Origin of the sequence: Streptomyces doebereineriae (assembly GCF_031845645.1) — a bacterium.
In the GTDB taxonomy this organism is placed as follows: Bacteria; Actinomycetota; Actinomycetes; order Streptomycetales; family Streptomycetaceae; genus Streptomyces; species Streptomyces canus.
In genome coordinates, this window is the sequence record NZ_JAVREZ010000003.1 from 193,549 (window position 1) to 209,245 (window position 15,697).

General features: G+C 69.0%; 14 protein-coding genes. 5 read left to right on the forward strand and 9 right to left on the reverse strand.

Features of this window, described 5'->3' with window-relative positions:
* Nucleotides 1–12 precede the first annotated feature (12 nt).
* The 3 genes from RNB18_RS10455 to RNB18_RS10465 all read right to left on the reverse strand — a co-directional run bounded on the left by RNB18_RS10455 (nt 13) and on the right by RNB18_RS10465 (nt 2,554).
* Nucleotides 13–1,119 carry an amidohydrolase family protein gene (locus RNB18_RS10455; RefSeq protein WP_311713844.1) on the reverse strand — a complete coding sequence of 369 codons (1,107 nt, stop codon included), beginning with the start codon at nt 1,117–1,119 and terminating at the stop codon, nt 13–15.
* Between the two features lie 104 nt (nt 1,120–1,223).
* Complete coding sequence (locus RNB18_RS10460; protein ID WP_266525243.1) at nt 1,224–1,556, reverse strand: hypothetical protein; 333 nt, start codon at nt 1,554–1,556, stop codon at nt 1,224–1,226.
* A gap of 44 nt (nt 1,557–1,600) precedes the next feature.
* Nucleotides 1,601–2,554 carry a heme o synthase gene (locus RNB18_RS10465; protein ID WP_311713845.1) on the reverse strand — a complete coding sequence of 318 codons (954 nt, stop codon included), beginning with the start codon at nt 2,552–2,554 and terminating at the stop codon, nt 1,601–1,603.
* Nucleotides 2,555–2,908: 354 nt separating this feature from the next.
* Here RNB18_RS10465 and tkt point away from each other — a divergent pair, with 354 nt between their 5' ends.
* The 5 genes from tkt to pgl are packed head-to-tail and all read left to right on the forward strand — an operon-like array spanning nt 2,909 to nt 9,603.
* Nucleotides 2,909–4,996, forward strand: coding sequence for a transketolase (tkt, locus tag RNB18_RS10470; protein WP_311713846.1), 2,088 nt, complete (start codon nt 2,909–2,911; stop codon nt 4,994–4,996).
* A 33-nt stretch (nt 4,997–5,029) separates the two neighbouring features.
* Nucleotides 5,030–6,148: a transaldolase gene (gene tal / locus RNB18_RS10475; protein ID WP_266525249.1), complete on the forward strand. Its 1,119-nt coding sequence runs from the start codon at nt 5,030–5,032 to the stop codon at nt 6,146–6,148.
* Between the two features lie 4 nt (nt 6,149–6,152).
* Nucleotides 6,153–7,676: a glucose-6-phosphate dehydrogenase gene (gene zwf / locus RNB18_RS10480; RefSeq protein ID WP_311713847.1), complete on the forward strand. Its 1,524-nt coding sequence runs from the start codon at nt 6,153–6,155 to the stop codon at nt 7,674–7,676.
* Nucleotides 7,673–8,824 carry a glucose-6-phosphate dehydrogenase assembly protein OpcA gene (opcA, locus tag RNB18_RS10485; RefSeq protein ID WP_311713848.1) on the forward strand — a complete coding sequence of 384 codons (1,152 nt, stop codon included), beginning with the start codon at nt 7,673–7,675 and terminating at the stop codon, nt 8,822–8,824. The genes zwf and opcA overlap by 4 nt, the downstream gene beginning before the upstream one ends.
* The gene (gene pgl / locus RNB18_RS10490) at nt 8,821–9,603 is read left to right on the forward strand and encodes a 6-phosphogluconolactonase (protein ID WP_057618355.1); all 783 of its coding nucleotides are present in this window, start codon (nt 8,821–8,823) and stop codon (nt 9,601–9,603) included. The genes opcA and pgl overlap by 4 nt, the downstream gene beginning before the upstream one ends.
* A 66-nt stretch (nt 9,604–9,669) precedes the next feature.
* Here pgl and pgi read toward each other — a convergent pair whose 3' ends face one another.
* The 6 genes from pgi to gap form a co-directional block, all read right to left on the reverse strand.
* Nucleotides 9,670–11,325: a glucose-6-phosphate isomerase gene (gene pgi / locus RNB18_RS10495; RefSeq protein ID WP_311713849.1), complete on the reverse strand. Its 1,656-nt coding sequence runs from the start codon at nt 11,323–11,325 to the stop codon at nt 9,670–9,672.
* A 188-nt stretch (nt 11,326–11,513) separates the two neighbouring features.
* The gene (locus tag RNB18_RS10500) at nt 11,514–11,849 is read right to left on the reverse strand and encodes an RNA polymerase-binding protein RbpA (protein WP_003957010.1); all 336 of its coding nucleotides are present in this window, start codon (nt 11,847–11,849) and stop codon (nt 11,514–11,516) included.
* Nucleotides 11,850–12,063: 214 nt separating this feature from the next.
* Nucleotides 12,064–12,294 (reverse strand): preprotein translocase subunit SecG, encoded by a 231-nt coding sequence (gene secG, locus RNB18_RS10505; RefSeq protein WP_020120079.1) that lies wholly within the window; start codon nt 12,292–12,294, stop codon nt 12,064–12,066.
* Nucleotides 12,295–12,396: 102 nt separating this feature from the next.
* A complete protein-coding gene (gene tpiA / locus RNB18_RS10510; protein ID WP_311713850.1) occupies nt 12,397–13,173 on the reverse strand; it encodes a triose-phosphate isomerase in 777 nt (258 codons plus the stop codon).
* 5 nt (nt 13,174–13,178) lie between these two features.
* On the reverse strand, nt 13,179–14,390 hold the full coding sequence (locus tag RNB18_RS10515; protein WP_311713851.1) for a phosphoglycerate kinase: 1,212 nt from the start codon (nt 14,388–14,390) through the stop codon (nt 13,179–13,181).
* Between the two features lie 123 nt (nt 14,391–14,513).
* Nucleotides 14,514–15,524: a type I glyceraldehyde-3-phosphate dehydrogenase gene (gene gap, locus RNB18_RS10520; protein WP_057618359.1), complete on the reverse strand. Its 1,011-nt coding sequence runs from the start codon at nt 15,522–15,524 to the stop codon at nt 14,514–14,516.
* Nucleotides 15,525–15,697 lie beyond the last annotated feature (173 nt).

Here is a 15,697-nt window from a genome sequence, read left to right on the forward strand (position 1 = left end):
ATCCTGTACAGCTCACTCCAGCCCGTACACCCTGCGCGCGTTCCCCGCCGCGATCAGGCCCGCCACCCGCTGCGCGTCCGCCAGCGACCAGGCACCCTCCGCGACCCAGCCGCCCAGCACCCGGGCCAGCGCCTCGCGGAACAGACGGGCGCCCACGACATGCAGTTCGGGCAGGCTGTGGGCCCCGCTGGAGAAGACGATCTTGCCGAAGGGGGCCAGTTCCAGGATCTCCGCGAGGACGGTCGCCGCGCGGGCGCCGGTGCGGACGAGGGCGGCTCCGGAGTCGGCGTAGACGTGCGGGAAGACGCCGGCGAGATGGGCGGCGTGCCGGTGGTAGGGGTAGCTGTGCAGCAGGACGAGGTCGGTGCCGAGACCCGCGGTGGCCCGGACGAAGTCGGTGAGCAGCACCGGGTCGGTGCGGTCGATGCGCAGACCCGGTTCGCCGAGCCCGGCGTGCAGCTGGAGGGGCAGGCCCGAGGCGGCCGCGATCCACAGCAGGTGCCGTAACAGAACGGGGTCGGACAGCTCACCGCCCACCCGGCGGCCCGCCAGCCATCGGCCCGCCGCGCCCCGCACCTCTCCCGGCCCCGGCGGCTCGGGTGCGAGCGCCAGGCCGTGCCGTACCCCCGCCACCGATGTGAAGGCGACCGCGCTCGCGGCAGCTCCGTGCACGGACTCGGCGAGGTTGGCGAGGAAGGACTCGACGGTGCCGGAGGTGTCGGCGACCTGTTCGGCGAGGAGCTCCAGGCGCACGATCTCGCGGGCCTCGGCGGCCGCGGTGGAGGCCAGTTCGGTGGGTCCTGTGAGGTCGCCGGGCAGCCCGGTGTCGACCAGATACGTCGTGATCCCACTGCCGCGCAGCAGCCTGCGGCCCGCTTCCAGTACGCCGAGTTCCCGGCGCCGGGCCAGATAGCGGGCGGGCAGACAGTGCGGTTCCAGGCCGAGCAGAGGCGGGCACCATCGTCGTACGGCGAAACCCGTCTGGGTGTCGAACAGCGTGGTCCCCGGGGCGGGCGGGCCCTCGGTACGGGCCAGCTGGGTCTCGAAGGTGCCGAGACCCAGCTCCGTCCTCAGTACGCCGTGGCAGTACTGGTCCACGAGGGACGGCGTTTCGATCATCCGGGCTCCCCGTTGCTGGACCGTGTCACTGCTCACAGGTCCTAACGGGTGAACCGGGCATCAGGTGTTGGTGTCACACACCCCGTGCGAAAGGCCGGCGGGCCTCAGCCGTTCGAGGGGCCGCCCACCTGGATGCCCGCCATCCGGGTCCACTCGTACGGCCCCGTCCTCACCTTCGCGGCGAACTCGCCGTCGAACTCCTCGTGAACGGTGATGCCGGACTTCTCGACGGCCTTCTCGGCGATCTCGTACGAGGGGGCCACCAGGTCTCCCCAGCCGCCGTCCTCGCCGACGAGGACGATCCGGGTGCCGCGGTCGCCGATGTAGGCCAGCTGGCCCTCGGCGCCGCCGTGCTCCTTGGAGAAGGCGCTGATCTGCTTGGCGAGCCGGGCGACCTTGCGCTCGGCCTTCGCGTCAACCTGCTGCGTGTCTGCCATGACCAGGATGCTACCGACGGGTAGAGGGAACGGCGACGTGACCCTTACCTCAGGAAGGGGTCGACCGCCACCGCGAGGAAGAGGATCGACACATAGGTGATCGACCAGTGGAACAGCCGCATCTCCTTGAGCTTCCCGCCCGTCACCTCGGCCTTGGCACGGTTCTGCAGTCCGTGCGCCTCCCACAGCCAGAAGCCGCCCGCGAGCAGCGCGACCGCCGTGTAGAACCAGCCGGTGTAGCCGAGCGGCGTCAGCAGCAGCGACACGGCGACCATCACCCAGCTGTAGATGACGATCTGCTTGGCGACCACCTTGTTGGAGGCGACCACCGGCAGCATCGGGACGCCCACGCGCGCGTAGTCCTCGCGCACCTTCATGGACAGCGGCCAGTAGTGCGGCGGCGTCCAGAAGAACATGACCAGGAAGAGGATGATCGGCGCCCACGACATGGAGTTCGTGACGGACGACCAGCCGATGAGGACCGGCAGGCAGCCGGCGATGCCGCCCCACACGATGTTCTGCGAGGTACGGCGCTTGAGAATCATCGTGTAGACGACGACGTAGAAGAGGAGCGCGCCGAGGGAGAGCCAGGCGCTCAGCCAGTTGACGGCGAGTCCGAACAGGAGCGTCGAGACGACCGCCAGCGTGATGCCGAAGGCCAGACACTCGCGCGGCGACACCATGCCGGTCACCAGTGGACGCTGCGAGGTGCGGTCCATGAGCGCGTCGATGTCGCGGTCGATGTACATGTTGAGGGCGTTGGCGCCGCCCGCCGAGAGGTAGCCGCCGACGCAGGTGAGCAGGACCAGCTTCAGGTCCGGCACACCCTGCTGCGCCAGGAACATCACCGGAACGGTGGTGATGAGCAGCAACTCGATGATCCGAGGCTTGGTCAGCGCCACGAACGCCTTGACACGGGCCCCGAACGGCCGGTGAACCGGGCTCTGGCTCGCACCGAGCACACCCGCTGGACGGGATTCGACGGCCGTCACGCACACCCCTACAGAGACATCCCAGCAAGCCTCACCCGTGTGAAGTCCCGGTAAAGGCTCGCGCGTACCACGCCACTGTAGACGTTGCCCATACCCCGATATTCGCGGGGGTCGGGTCGTGTCCGGGGAGGCCCCCGGAAGAGCTCGGGCGCACTCGGTTGAGCACTCTTACGAGCGGCTGCGTATTCAGTTGCCAAATGCGGTACTGGCCAGTCGGGAGGCGGATGTCCGCGCGGCCCGGCAGTCTGGAATGACTCGAAAAAACGCACGTACTTACGGGGGTAGGCTCGACAACGGCCGGGCGTCCCGTGCACCGGCATTTCGACATGCGTGACATGTGGAGAGGAGCCCTGACCCAGGGTGAGCACCAAGCCGACCACCACAGACCTCGAGTGGACCGAGTTGGACCAGCGGGCCGTCGACACCGCCCGCGTCCTGGCCGCCGACGCCGTACAGAAGGTCGGTAACGGCCATCCCGGTACGGCGATGAGCCTGGCGCCCGCCGCCTACACCCTCTTCCAGAAGGTGATGCGGCACGACCCGGCCGACCCCGACTGGGTCGGACGCGACCGCTTCGTGCTGTCCGCCGGCCACTCGTCCCTGACCCTCTACACCCAGCTGTACCTGGCCGGTTTCGGCCTGGAGCTGGACGACCTGAAGGCGTTCCGGACCTGGGGCTCGAAGACCCCGGGCCACCCGGAGTACGGCCACACCAAGGGCGTCGAGACGACCACCGGTCCGCTCGGCCAGGGTGTCGCCAACGCCGTCGGCATGGCGATGGCCGCCCGCTACGAGCGCGGTCTGTTCGACCCGGAGGCCCCCGAGGGCACCTCCCCCTTCGACCACTTCGTCTTCGCCATCGCCGGTGACGGCTGCCTCCAGGAGGGCATCTCCGCCGAGGCGTCCTCGATGGCCGGCCACCAGAAGCTCGGCAACCTCGTCCTGCTGTGGGACGACAACCACATCTCGATCGAGGGCGACACCGAGACGGCCGTCTCCGAGGACACGGTCAAGCGGTACGAGGCGTACGGCTGGCATGTGCAGCGCGTCGCCCCGAAGCCGGACGGCGACATCGACCCGCATGCCGTCTACAACGCGATCGAGGCCGCGAAGAAGGTGACGGACAAGCCGTCCTTCATCGCGATGCGCTCGATCATCGCCTGGCCCGCCCCGAACGCGCAGAACACCGAGGCCGCGCACGGCTCGGCGCTCGGCGACGACGAGGTCGCGGCGACCAAGCGGGTTCTGGGCTTCGATCCGGAGCAGTCCTTCGAGGTCGCGGACGAGGTCATCGAGCACACCCGCCAGGCGCTGGAGCGCGGCCGTCAGGCCAGGGCCGAGTGGGAGAAGTCCTTCCAGGAGTGGCGGAGCAACAACTCCGAGCGCGCGGCCACGTTCGACCGCATCGCCGCGGGTGAGCTGCCCAAGGACTGGGAGTCCTCGATTCCGGTCTTCGAGCCCGGCAAGGGTGTCGCCACGCGTGCCGCGTCCGGCAAGGTCCTCCAGGCCCTCGGCGCGGTCATCCCCGAGCTGTGGGGCGGCTCCGCCGACCTGGCGGGCTCGAACAACACCACGATCGACAAGAACAGCTCGTTCCTCCCGGCGGACAACCCGCTGGCGGAGGCGGACCCGTACGGCCGCACGATCCACTTCGGCATCCGCGAGCACTCCATGGCCGCGGAGATGAACGGCATCGCGCTGCACGGCAACACCCGTATCTACGGCGGTACGTTCCTCGTCTTCTCCGACTACATGCGCAACGCCGTCCGGCTCTCGGCGTTGATGCACCTGCCGGTGACGTACGTGTGGACGCACGACTCCATCGGCCTCGGCGAGGACGGCCCGACGCACCAGCCGGTCGAGCACATCGCCTCGCTGCGCGCGATCCCCGGCCTGAACGTGGTCCGCCCGGCCGACGCCAACGAGACCGCGATCGCCTGGCGCGAGATCCTCAAGCGCTGGACCAAGGAGTTCGGCAAGGGTGCCCCGCACGGCCTGGCGCTGACCCGTCAGGGTGTGCCGACGTACGAGCCCAACGAGGACGCCGTCAAGGGCGGTTACGTCCTGTTCGAGGCCTCCACCGGGACTCCCGAGGTCATCCTCATCGCCACCGGTTCCGAGGTGCACGTGGCCGTCGAGGCGCGCGAGCAGCTGGAGGCCGACGGGGTGCCGACGCGCGTCGTCTCCATGCCGTCCGTGGAGTGGTTCGAGGAGCAGGACCAGGGGTACCGGGACAGCGTCCTGCCCCCGGCCGTGAGGGCCCGTGTCGCGGTCGAGGCGGGTATCGGTCTCACCTGGCACAAGTACGTCGGGGACGCCGGTCGCATCGTTTCCCTGGAGCACTTCGGTGCTTCCGCGGACGGCAAGGTCCTCTTCCAGGAGTTCGGCTTCACTGGCGAGAACGTGGCCGCGAAGGCGCGGGAATCTCTCGCCGCCGCCCAGCGCTGACGCTCACATACGACACGTAGGAGATGTAATTCCATGACAGACGCACTCAAGCGCCTCTCCGAGGAAGGCGTGGCGATCTGGCTGGACGACCTGTCGCGCAAGCGGATCACGTCCGGCAATCTCGCCGAACTGATCGACCAGCAGCACGTCGTGGGCGTCACCACCAACCCGTCGATCTTCCAGAAGGCGATCTCCGAGGGCGACGGCTACGACCAGCAGCTGTCCGACCTCGCCGCCCGCAAGGTCACGGTCGAAGAGGCCATCCGCATGATCACCACGGCGGACGTCCGGGACGCGGCCGACATCCTGCGCCCGGTCTTCGACGCCACGGGTGGCCAGGACGGTCGCGTGTCGATCGAGGTCGACCCGCGCCTGGCGCACAACACCAAGTCGACGGTCGCCGAGGCCAAGCAGCTCGCCTGGCTGGTCGACCGCCCCAACACCCTCATCAAGATCCCGGCCACCCGCGCCGGCATCCCGGCGATCACCGAGGTCATCGGCCTCGGGATCAGCGTCAACGTCACGCTGATCTTCTCGCTGGAGCGCTACCGCGAGGTCATGGACGCGTTCCTGGCCGGCCTGGAGAAGGCCAAGGAGCGGGGTCTCGACCTGTCGAAGATCCACTCCGTGGCGTCCTTCTTCGTGTCCCGTGTGGACACCGAGATCGACAAGCGCATCGACGCGCTCGGCACCGACGAGGCCAAGGCCGCCCGCGGCAAGGCCGGCGTCGCCAACGCGCGCCTCGCCTACCAGGCGTACGAGGAGGTCTTCTCGGGCGAGCGCTGGTCGAAGCTGGAGAACGCCGGCGCGAACAAGCAGCGTCCGCTGTGGGCCTCGACCGGCGTCAAGGACAAGGCCTACAAGGACACGCTGTACGTCGACGAGCTGGTGGCGCCGAACACGGTGAACACCATGCCCGAGGCGACCCTGTTCGCCACCGAGGACCACGGCCAGATCCGCGGCAACGCGGTCGCCGGTACGTACGAGCAGGCCCGTGCGGAACTCGACGCCGTCGAGAAGCTCGGGATCTCGTACGACGAGGTGGTGCAGCTCCTGGAGGACGAGGGCGTCGAGAAGTTCGAGGCGTCCTGGAACGACCTGCTCAAGTCGACCGAGGCGGAGCTTCAGCGCCTCGCCCCATCGGAGGGCTGAACCCTTGTCGAGCAGCAACCCGCTGCGTGACCCCGCCGACCGACGGCTCCCGCGTATCGCGGGGCCGTCGGGCCTGGTCATCTTCGGCGTCACGGGCGATTTGTCACGAAAGAAGCTCATGCCCGCCGTGTACGACCTGGCGAACCGGGGTCTGCTGCCACCGGGCTTCTCGTTGGTCGGATTCGCCCGGCGGGACTGGGAGAACGAGGACTTCGCGGAAGTCGTCCACGACGCGGTCAAGGAGCACGCCAGGACGCCGTTCCGCGAGGAGGTCTGGCAGCAGCTCATCCAGGGGATGCGCTTCGTCCAGGGCACTTTCGACGACGACGACTCGTTCGAGCGGCTGCGCGACACCATCGACGAACTCGACAAGGCACAGGGCACCGGCGGCAACTTCGCCTTCTACCTGTCCGTGCCGCCGTCGGCCTTCCCTGTGGTCATCCAGCAGCTGAAGAAGCACCGGCTGGCCGACCAGTCGAGCGGCTCCTGGCGGCGCGCGGTCATCGAGAAGCCCTTCGGCCACAACCTCAAGTCGGCCGAGGAGCTCAACGCGACCGTCGAGGAGGTCTTCGCCCCGGACCAGGTCTTCCGCATCGACCACTACCTGGGCAAGGAGACCGTCCAGAACATCCTGGCGCTGCGCTTCGCCAACACGATGTTCGAGCCGATCTGGAACCGGTCCTTCGTGGACCATGTGCAGATCACGATGGCCGAGGACATCGGCATCGGCGGCCGGGCCGGCTATTACGACGGCATCGGCGCCGCCCGTGACGTCATCCAGAACCACCTGCTCCAGCTCATGGCCCTCACGGCCATGGAGGAGCCGGCCTCCTTCGACGCGGACGCGCTGGCCGCCGAGAAGACCAAGGTGCTCGGCGCGGTGAAGCTGCCGAAGGACCTGGGCCGGAACACCGTGCGCGGCCAGTACGCGGCGGGCTGGCAGGGCGGCGCGAAGGCGGTCGGCTACCTCCAGGAGGACGGTATCGACCCCCAGTCCAAGACCGACACGTACGCGGCCATCAAGGTGGAGATCGACAACCGCCGCTGGGCGGGCGTCCCCTTCTATCTGCGCACCGGCAAGCGCCTGGGCCGCCGGGTCACCGAGATCGCGGTGGTCTTCCAGCGGGCGCCCCACTCCCCCTTCGACACGACGGCCACCGAGGAGCTCGGCTCCAACGCGATCGTCATCCGTGTCCAGCCCGACGAGGGCGTCACCGTCCGCTTCGGCTCCAAGGTGCCGGGCACCTCGATGGAGATCCGGGACGTGTCCATGGACTTCGCCTACGGCGAGTCGTTCACGGAGTCCTCTCCGGAGGCGTACGAGCGCCTGATCCTCGACGTCCTGCTCGGCGACTCGAACCTCTTCCCCCGCACGGAGGAGGTCGAGCTGTCCTGGAAGATCCTCGACCCGATCGAGGAGTACTGGGACACGCACGGCAAGCCCGCCCAGTACCCCTCCGGTACCTGGGGCCCGGTCGAGGCGGACGAAATGCTCGCACGAGAGGGACGGAGCTGGCGCCGGCCATGAAGACAGACCTCACGGACACCACCGCCAGCAAGATCAACAAGGCGCTGGTCAAGGGCCGCCGGGACATCGGCACACCGGCCGTCGGCATGGTGCTTACGCTGGTCATCGTCACGGACGAGGAGAACGCCTACGACGCCCTCAAGGCCGCCAACGACGCGTCCCGCGAGCACCCCTCGCGCACGCTGGTGGTCATCAAGCGGGTGTCGAGGAGTCCTCGTGACCGCACCCAGTCCCGCCTCGACGCCGAGGTGCGGGTGGGCGCCGACGCCGGCACCGGCGAGACGGTGGTGCTGCGGCTGTACGGCGAAGTCGTCGACCACGCCCAGTCGGTCGTCCTTCCGCTGCTGCTGCCGGACGCGCCGGTCGTCGTCTGGTGGCCGGTGGACGCACCGCTCGACCCGGCCGGGGACCCGCTCGGGGCGCTCGCCCAGCGGCGGGTCACCGACACCTACTCCTCCGAGCAGCCGGTGCGCGAGCTGACGGCGCGCGCCGACACCTACACCCCGGGCGACACCGACCTCTCCTGGACCCGGATCACGCCGTGGCGCTCGATGCTGGCCGCCGCGCTCGACCAGGTCACCTGCGAGGTGGACGCCGTCGAGGTGGAGGGCGAGGAGTTCAACCCGAGCTGCGAGCTGCTGGCGATGTGGCTGGCGGACCGGCTGGACGTGCCGGTGAAGCGGTCGCTGTCGAGCGGGCCGGGCCTCACGGCCGTACGCCTGCACACGGACAGCGGTCCGATCGTCCTGGACCGCGCGGACGGCTCGCTCGCCACGCTCTCCATCCAGGGTCAGCCGGACCGGGCCGTGGCGCTCAAGCGCCGGGACACCGCCGAGCTGATCGCGGAGGAGCTGCGCCGCCTTGACCCGGACGACACGTACGCCTCCGCGCTGCGGTTCGGGGTGGAACGGCTGAACCCGTCGGCGCCCTTTCCGGAACCGGCTCCCAAAGGAGAACCAGTCCCCGTCGCCGGCGAACCCGGCTCCGGAGATTCCGTCTCCGCGGAGCCGGCCGCAGTCGGAGCCTCCGCGGAAGTCGCCGTCAAAGCCCCTGTCGAGGGCCCTGCGAAAGCTTCCGGGCAGGAAGCGGCGCCGTCGGCATCGCTGAAGCCGGTCCCCTCCGGGCTGTCCGGGAAGGCGGCGAAGTGAGCACCCCGCAGCTGGTCGTGCACCACGACAAGGAGCTGATGGCCCAGGCCGCCGCGGCCCGTCTGATCACGAAGATCGTGGACGCGCAGGCCTCCCGGGGCTCGGCGTCCGTGGTCCTCACGGGCGGCCGCAACGGCAACGGCCTGCTCGCCGCCCTGGCCGCGGCGCCCGCCCGGGACGCCGTCGACTGGAGCCGTCTGGACCTGTGGTGGGGCGACGAGCGCTTCCTGCCCGAGGGCGACCCGGAGCGCAATGTCACGCAGGCCCGCGAGGCCCTGCTGGACGCCGTACCGCTGGACCCCAAGCGTGTGCATGCCATGCCCGCGTCGGACGGTCCGCACGGGCACGACGTGGAGGCCGCGGCGGCGTCCTACGCCGAGGAGCTGGCCCGTGCGGCCGGTCCCGAGAACCATGGCGCGGTCCCGACCTTCGACGTCCTGATGCTGGGCGTGGGCCCGGACACCCACGTGGCGTCCCTGTTCCCGGAGCTCCCCGCGGTACGGGAGACCGAGCGCACGGTCGTCGGCGTCCACGGCGCCCCGAAGCCACCGCCGACCCGGGTCACCCTCACGCTGCCCGCCATCCGCGCGGCCCGTGAGGTCTGGCTCCTGGCGGCCGGCGAGGACAAGGCGCAGGCCGCGGCGATCGCCCTGTCCGGCGCGGGTGAGATCCAGGCGCCGGCGGCCGGGGCCCGTGGCCGGGCCCGCACCCTGTGGCTGCTGGACTCGGCGGCGGCCTCCCAGCTGCCGAGGTCGCTGTATCCGCCGGCTTCGTCGTAACAGCCGCCTTCCAGAAGGCGGTTCGGACGCCGGGCCCCTCCCAGGAGGGGCCCGGCGTCCGCGTTCTCACTGCCGTCCGCGCAGCTCCCGGTACGTCGTCACCAGAGCCTTCGTGGACGCGTCCAGGCCCGGCACCTCAGCGCCCTCCGTGAGCGCCGGCTCGACGCGCTTGGCCAGGACCTTGCCGAGCTCGACGCCCCACTGGTCGAAGGAGTCGATGTTCCAGATCGCGCCCTGGACGAACACCTTGTGTTCGTAGAGCGCGATGAGCTGGCCGAGGACCGACGGGGTCAGCTCGCGGGCCAGGATCGTCGTCGTCGGGTGGTTGCCCTGGAACGTCTTGTGCGGGACCAGCTCCTCGGCCACCCCCTCCGCACGCACCTCGTCCGGGGTCTTGCCGAAGGCCAGCGCCTGGGTCTGGGCGAAGAAGTTCGCCATCAGCAGGTCGTGCTGCGCCCTGAGGGCGTCGGACAGCTCGGCGACCGGCCGGGCGAAGCCGATGAAGTCCGCCGGGATGAGCTTGGTGCCCTGGTGGATGAGCTGGTAGTAGGCGTGCTGCCCGTTGGTGCCGGGCGTGCCCCACACCACCGGACCGGTCTGCCACTCCACGGGGTTGCCGTCACGGTCCACCGACTTGCCGTTGGACTCCATGTCCAACTGCTGGAGGTACGCGGTGAACTTCGACAGGTAGTGGCTGTACGGCAGCACGGCATGCGACTGCGCGTCGTGGAAGTTGCCGTACCAGATGCCCAACAGGCCAAGGAGCAAAGGAACGTTGGACTCGGCCGGGGCGGTGCGGAAGTGCTCGTCGACGAGGTGGAAGCCGTCGAGCATCTCGCGGAAGCGGTCGGGCCCGATGGCGATCATCAGCGCCAGGCCGATCGCCGAGTCGTAGGAGTATCGGCCGCCGACCCAGTCCCAGAACTCGAACATGTTGGCCGTGTCGATGCCGAAGTCCGACACCTTCTCGGCGTTCGTCGACAGCGCCACGAAGTGCCGGGCGACCGCCTCCTGATCCGCTTTCAGCTCACCGAGCAGCCACGCGCGCGCCGAGGTGGCGTTGGTGATCGTCTCGATGGTGGTGAAGGTCTTCGAGGCGATGACGAACAGCGTCTCGGCCGCGTCCAGGTCGCGGGTGGCCTCGTGCAGGTCGGCACCGTCGACGTTCGACACGAAGCGGACGGTGAGGTCGCGGTCGGTGAAGCCGCGCAGGACCTCGTACGCCATCGCGGGGCCCAGGTCGGAGCCGCCGATGCCGATGTTGACGACGTTCTTGATGCGGCTGCCGGTGTGGCCGGTCCACTCGCCGGAGCGGACCCGGTTCGCGAAGTTGCTCATCTTGTCGAGCACCGCGTGCACGCCCGGTACGACATTCTCCCCGTCGACCTCGATCACGGCGTCCCGCGGGGCGCGCAGCGCGGTGTGCAGCACGGCCCGGTTCTCGGTCGTGTTGATCTTCTCGCCGCGGAACATGGCGTCCCGCAGGCCGAAGACGTCGGTCGCGGCGGCGAGTTCGCGCAGCAGCCGCAGTGTCTCGTCGGTGACGAGGTGCTTGGAGTAGTCGACGTACAGGTCACCGACCCGCAGTGTGTACCCGGTGCCGCGACCGGCATCGGCGGCGAACAGCTCCCTCAGCCGCACCTCGCCGAGCTCTTCGCGGTGCTCGGCCAGCGCGGTCCACTCGGGCGTCCGGTTGAGCCTGGTACGGCCGTCTGCGTTCATGTCCGACTTCAGCCTTCTTTCGTGCCTGTGCCAGCTGGTCCAACCTAGTTGATCAGCGCATCAGCCAGGCGATGGACAGTACGAAGAAGCCCGTCGCGAAACAGGGCAGGGCGCACCCGCGCAGCGCGTCAGCCGCGCCTGAAACCGCTCCGGCCAGGCACCTCTCGGTGTCCGGCCGGCTGTCGACTCTAGATCTCGCCCCTCAGTTTGGCGAGCGCCTCGGCGAGGATCGCCTCGCCGTCGGCGTCGCTGCGCCGCTCCCGTACGTACGCGAGATGCGTCTTGTACGGCTCGGTGCGCGGCGGGTCCGGCGGATTGTCCCGGTCCTGTCCGGCGGGAAAGCCGCAGCGCGGGCAGTCCCAGGTATCGGGGACCTGCGCGTCGCTGGCGAAGCTGGGCTGCGTCTCGTGCCCGTTGGAGCACCAGAAGGAGATGCGCAGACGGGGCGCGGACTCGCCCCGCTCGGCTTCGCCCATCGGCCCCGCCCCGACCCGGCTACCTCGGATCGCGTTGCCACTTGCCACGGTCGTAACTCCCTGCGTGATGGTGCCGCGAAGCGAGTCGGCGTGTCGCTTCGTTGCGAGCGCCTCAGTCTACGTAAGGCCCAACGCGCGTCCAGTGATTGGAGTTACAGCCCCCACACCTAGACGCAAGCCCCATGATAGGCCGCGCTCAGCTGCGCGTACCGAACATGGGGCCTTACGTGCGGAATGTACGTGCTGTGTGTGGCGTCGCCGCTCAGCTGTTCGTCTTCATGAGGAGACCGAGCACGATAATGCACGCGAACCACAGCAGACCGACCACGATGGTGATCCGGTCGAGGTTGCGCTCGGCGACCGAAGAGCCGCCGACGGAGGACTGCATACCGCCACCGAACATGTCGGAGAGGCCGCCGCCCTTGCCCTTGTGCATGAGCACCAGCAGCATCATCAGGCCGCTGAAGACGATCAGGGCGATCGAGAACCCCATAACCACGGCTGGACCAACTTCCTCGGATCTGGATGGACGACAGGGGCACAGCCTCAGGGCTGTGCCCCCGCAAGGGTACGACGGATCCCGCTTACCGCATACTCACTGGTCCCGGAAGCGCACGATCTTGACGAACTCATCGGTATCGAGTGACGCACCGCCCACGAGCGCCCCGTCGATGTCGGCCTGCGCCATGATCTCGGCGACGTTGCCGGCCTTGACGGAGCCGCCGTACTGGATGCGGACCTGGTCGGCCAGCTCCTGCGAGTACAGCTCGGCGACCTTGCCGCGGATGGCGGCGCAGACCTCCTGGGCGTCCTCCGCGCCGCAGACCTTGCCGGTACCGATGGCCCAGACCGGCTCGTAGGCGATGACGACCGACTCGGCCTGCTCGGCCGGGAGGTCCTTGAGGCCGCCCTCGACCTGGGCGAGGGTGTGGGAGACGTGGTTGCCCGCCTCGCGGACGTCCAGCTCCTCGCCGACGCACAGGATCGGGGTGAGGCCGTGCTTGTAGGCGGCCTTGACCTTGGCGTTGACGATCTCGTCGGTCTCCGCGTGGTACTGGCGGCGCTCGGAGTGGCCGATCGCCACATACGTGCACTTCAGCTTGGCCAGCATCGAGCCGGAGATCTCGCCGGTGTACGCGCCGGAGTCGTGCGCCGAGAGGTCCTGGGCGCCGTACTTGATCTTGAGCTTGTCGCCGTCGACCAGGGTCTGCACGGAGCGCAGGTCGGTGAAGGGCGGCAGGACGGCGACCTCGACGGCCTCGTAGTCCTTGTCCGCGAGGGCGAAGGCGAGCTTCTGGACGTGGGCGATGGCCTCGAGGTGGTTGAGGTTCATCTTCCAGTTGCCCGCCATGATCGGCGTGCGCGTGCTCATGTAGGTCAGTCCTCCAGTGCGGCGAGGCCGGGGAGCGTCTTGCCCTCGAGGTATTCGAGGGAGGCGCCGCCACCGGTCGAGATGTGGCCGAATGCGTTCTCGTCGAAGCCCAGGGTCCGGACGGCCGCGGCGGAGTCGCCACCGCCGACCACCGTGAAGGCCGAGGAGTCGAGGAGAGCCTGGGCGACCGCCTTGGTGCCCTCGGCGAATTCGGGGTGCTCGAAGACGCCCATGGGACCGTTCCAGAAGACGGTGGCGGCGTCGGTGATCTTCGAGGCGTACAGCTTGCCGGACGCCGGGCCGATGTCCAGGCCCATCCGGTCGGCTGGGATGTGGTCGGCGGCGACGGTGGTGGAGTCGGCCGGGGCCTTGGTCTTCAGGTCCGGGAACGCGGGGGCGACCACCGCGTCGACCGGCAGGACCAGCTCGACGCCGGTCTTCTCGGCGCGCTCGATGTACTCCAGAACCGCCGGGATCTGGTCCTCCTGGAGGAGGGACGCGCCGACCTCGTGGCCCTTGGCCTTGAGGAAGGTGAAGGCCATGCCCCCGCCGATGAGGATGCGGTCGGCCTTGCCGAGCAGCTCGTCGATGACGGCGAGCTTGTCGGAGACCTTGGCGCCGCCGAGCACGACCACGTAAGGGCGCTTGACGTCGTCGGTGAGCTTCTTCAGGACGCCGACCTCGGTGGCGATGAGGTGCCCTGCGTAGTGCGGCAGCCGGGCCGGGAGGTCGAACACCGAGGCGTGCTTGCGGTGGACCGCGCCGAAGCCGTCGCCGACGTAGACATCGGCGAGGGCGGCGAGCTGGTCCGCGAAGGCGCCGCGCTCGGCGTCGTCCTTGGAGGTCTCGCCGGCGTTGAAGCGGAGGTTCTCGACGACCGCGACCTGGCCGTCGGCGAGGCCCGCGACCGTGGCGGTGGCCGACTCGCCCACCGTGTCGGTCGCGAACTCCACGGGGGCGTCCAGGAGTTCACCGAGGCGGGCGGCCGCCGGGGCGAGGGAGAAGGCCGGGTCCGGAGCGCCCTTGGGGCGGCCCAGGTGCGAGGCGACGACCACGCGGGCGCCCGCGTCGGCGAGGGCCTTCACGGTCGGCAGAACGGCTCGGATACGGCCGTCGTCGGTGATGGTGGTGCCGGACAGCGGCACGTTGAGGTCGGCGCGGACGAAGACCCGCTTGCCGGCCACCCCTTCGGCGAGGAGTTCGTCGATCGTCTTCATAAAGGGGACTCCTGAGGAGGGCTCTGGATCGTACGAAAGCTGATCACGTGAGTGAGGGCTCGGGCAACGCGTCCTCACGCTGCCCGAGCCCTTGCTCACACACCTAGGTGCCTGATCGGTCGATCAGAGCTGGTTGCCGACGAAGACCGTGAGGTCGACGAGGCGGTTGGAGTAGCCCCACTCGTTGTCGTACCAGCCGAGGATCTTCACCGAGTTGCCCTCCTGGACCATGGTCAGGGAGGAGTCGAAGGTGCAGGAGGCCGGGTCGCTGACGATGTCCGAGGAGACGATCGGGTCCTCGGTGTACGACAGGTAGCCCTTGAGGTCGCCGTCCTCGGAGGCCTTCTTGAACGCGGCGTTGACCTCGTCCTTGGTGACCTCGCGCTGCAGCGTCACGACCAGGTCGGTGGCCGAGCCGGTGGGGACCGGGACGCGCATCGCGATGCCGTCCAGCTTGCCCTTGAGCTGCGGCAGGACCAGCGCGGTGGCCTTCGCGGCGCCCGTCGTGGTCGGGATGATGTTCTCGGCGGCGGCGCGGGCGCGACGCAGGTCCGAGTGCGGGAAGTCCAGGATGCGCTGGTCGTTGGTGTACGCGTGGACCGTCGTCATCAGACCCTTGACGATGCCGAAGTTCTCGTCGAGCACCTTGGCCATCGGCGCCACACAGTTGGTGGTGCAGGAGGCGTTGGAGATGACGTGGTGGTTGGCCGCGTCGTACTTGTCCTGGTTGACGCCCATCACGATGGTGATGTCCTCGTCCTTGGCCGGAGCCGAGATGAGGACCTTCTTGGCGCCGCCCGCGATGTGCTTCTCGGCGTCGGCCTTCTTCGTGAAGATGCCGGTCGACTCGACGACGATGTCGACGCCCAGCTCGCCCCACGGGATGTCGGCCGGGTTGCGCTCGGACAGCACCTTGATGGTGTGACCGTCGACGGTGATCGTGTCGGCGGTGTGCGACACCTCGGCCTTGAGGCGGCCCAGGATGGTGTCGTACTTCAGCAGGTGCGCGGTGGTCGCGGTGTCACCCAGGTCGTTGACAGCCACGATCTCGATGTCAGCACCCTGCTCCAGCAGCGCGCGGAAGTAGTTACGACCGATGCGGCCAAAGCCGTTGATGCCTACGCGGATCGTCACGAACCGATCTCCTCGTTGGTACGCCGGTTGTGAGACCGGCGAGCTGTATGGGATGTCCCCGACCACCCCCGACCCTACCTCCCTGAGCCCGGCGTGGTGACATCGAGATGCCCCATACACGGCAGTGCGGTCCGTACCCGCCAGTAGGGGTACGGACCGCCCTGGACCGAGAT

Bases quoted from the DNA above. Each gene is read 5' to 3' on its own strand.
- RNB18_RS10455 (WP_311713844.1), bottom strand. From the start codon at position 1,119: ATGATCGAAACGCCGTCCCTCGTGGACCAGTACTGCCACGGCGTACTG.
- RNB18_RS10460 (WP_266525243.1), bottom strand. From the start codon at position 1,556: ATGGCAGACACGCAGCAGGTTGACGCGAAGGCCGAGCGCAAGGTCGCC.
- tal (WP_266525249.1), top strand. From the start codon at position 5,030: ATGACAGACGCACTCAAGCGCCTCTCCGAGGAAGGCGTGGCGATCTGG.
- opcA (WP_311713848.1), top strand. From the start codon at position 7,673: ATGAAGACAGACCTCACGGACACCACCGCCAGCAAGATCAACAAGGCG.
- pgi (WP_311713849.1), bottom strand. From the start codon at position 11,325: ATGAACGCAGACGGCCGTACCAGGCTCAACCGGACGCCCGAGTGGACC.
- secG (WP_020120079.1), bottom strand. From the start codon at position 12,294: ATGGGGTTCTCGATCGCCCTGATCGTCTTCAGCGGCCTGATGATGCTG.
- tpiA (WP_311713850.1), bottom strand. From the start codon at position 13,173: ATGAGCACGCGCACGCCGATCATGGCGGGCAACTGGAAGATGAACCTC.
- RNB18_RS10515 (WP_311713851.1), bottom strand. From the start codon at position 14,390: ATGAAGACGATCGACGAACTCCTCGCCGAAGGGGTGGCCGGCAAGCGG.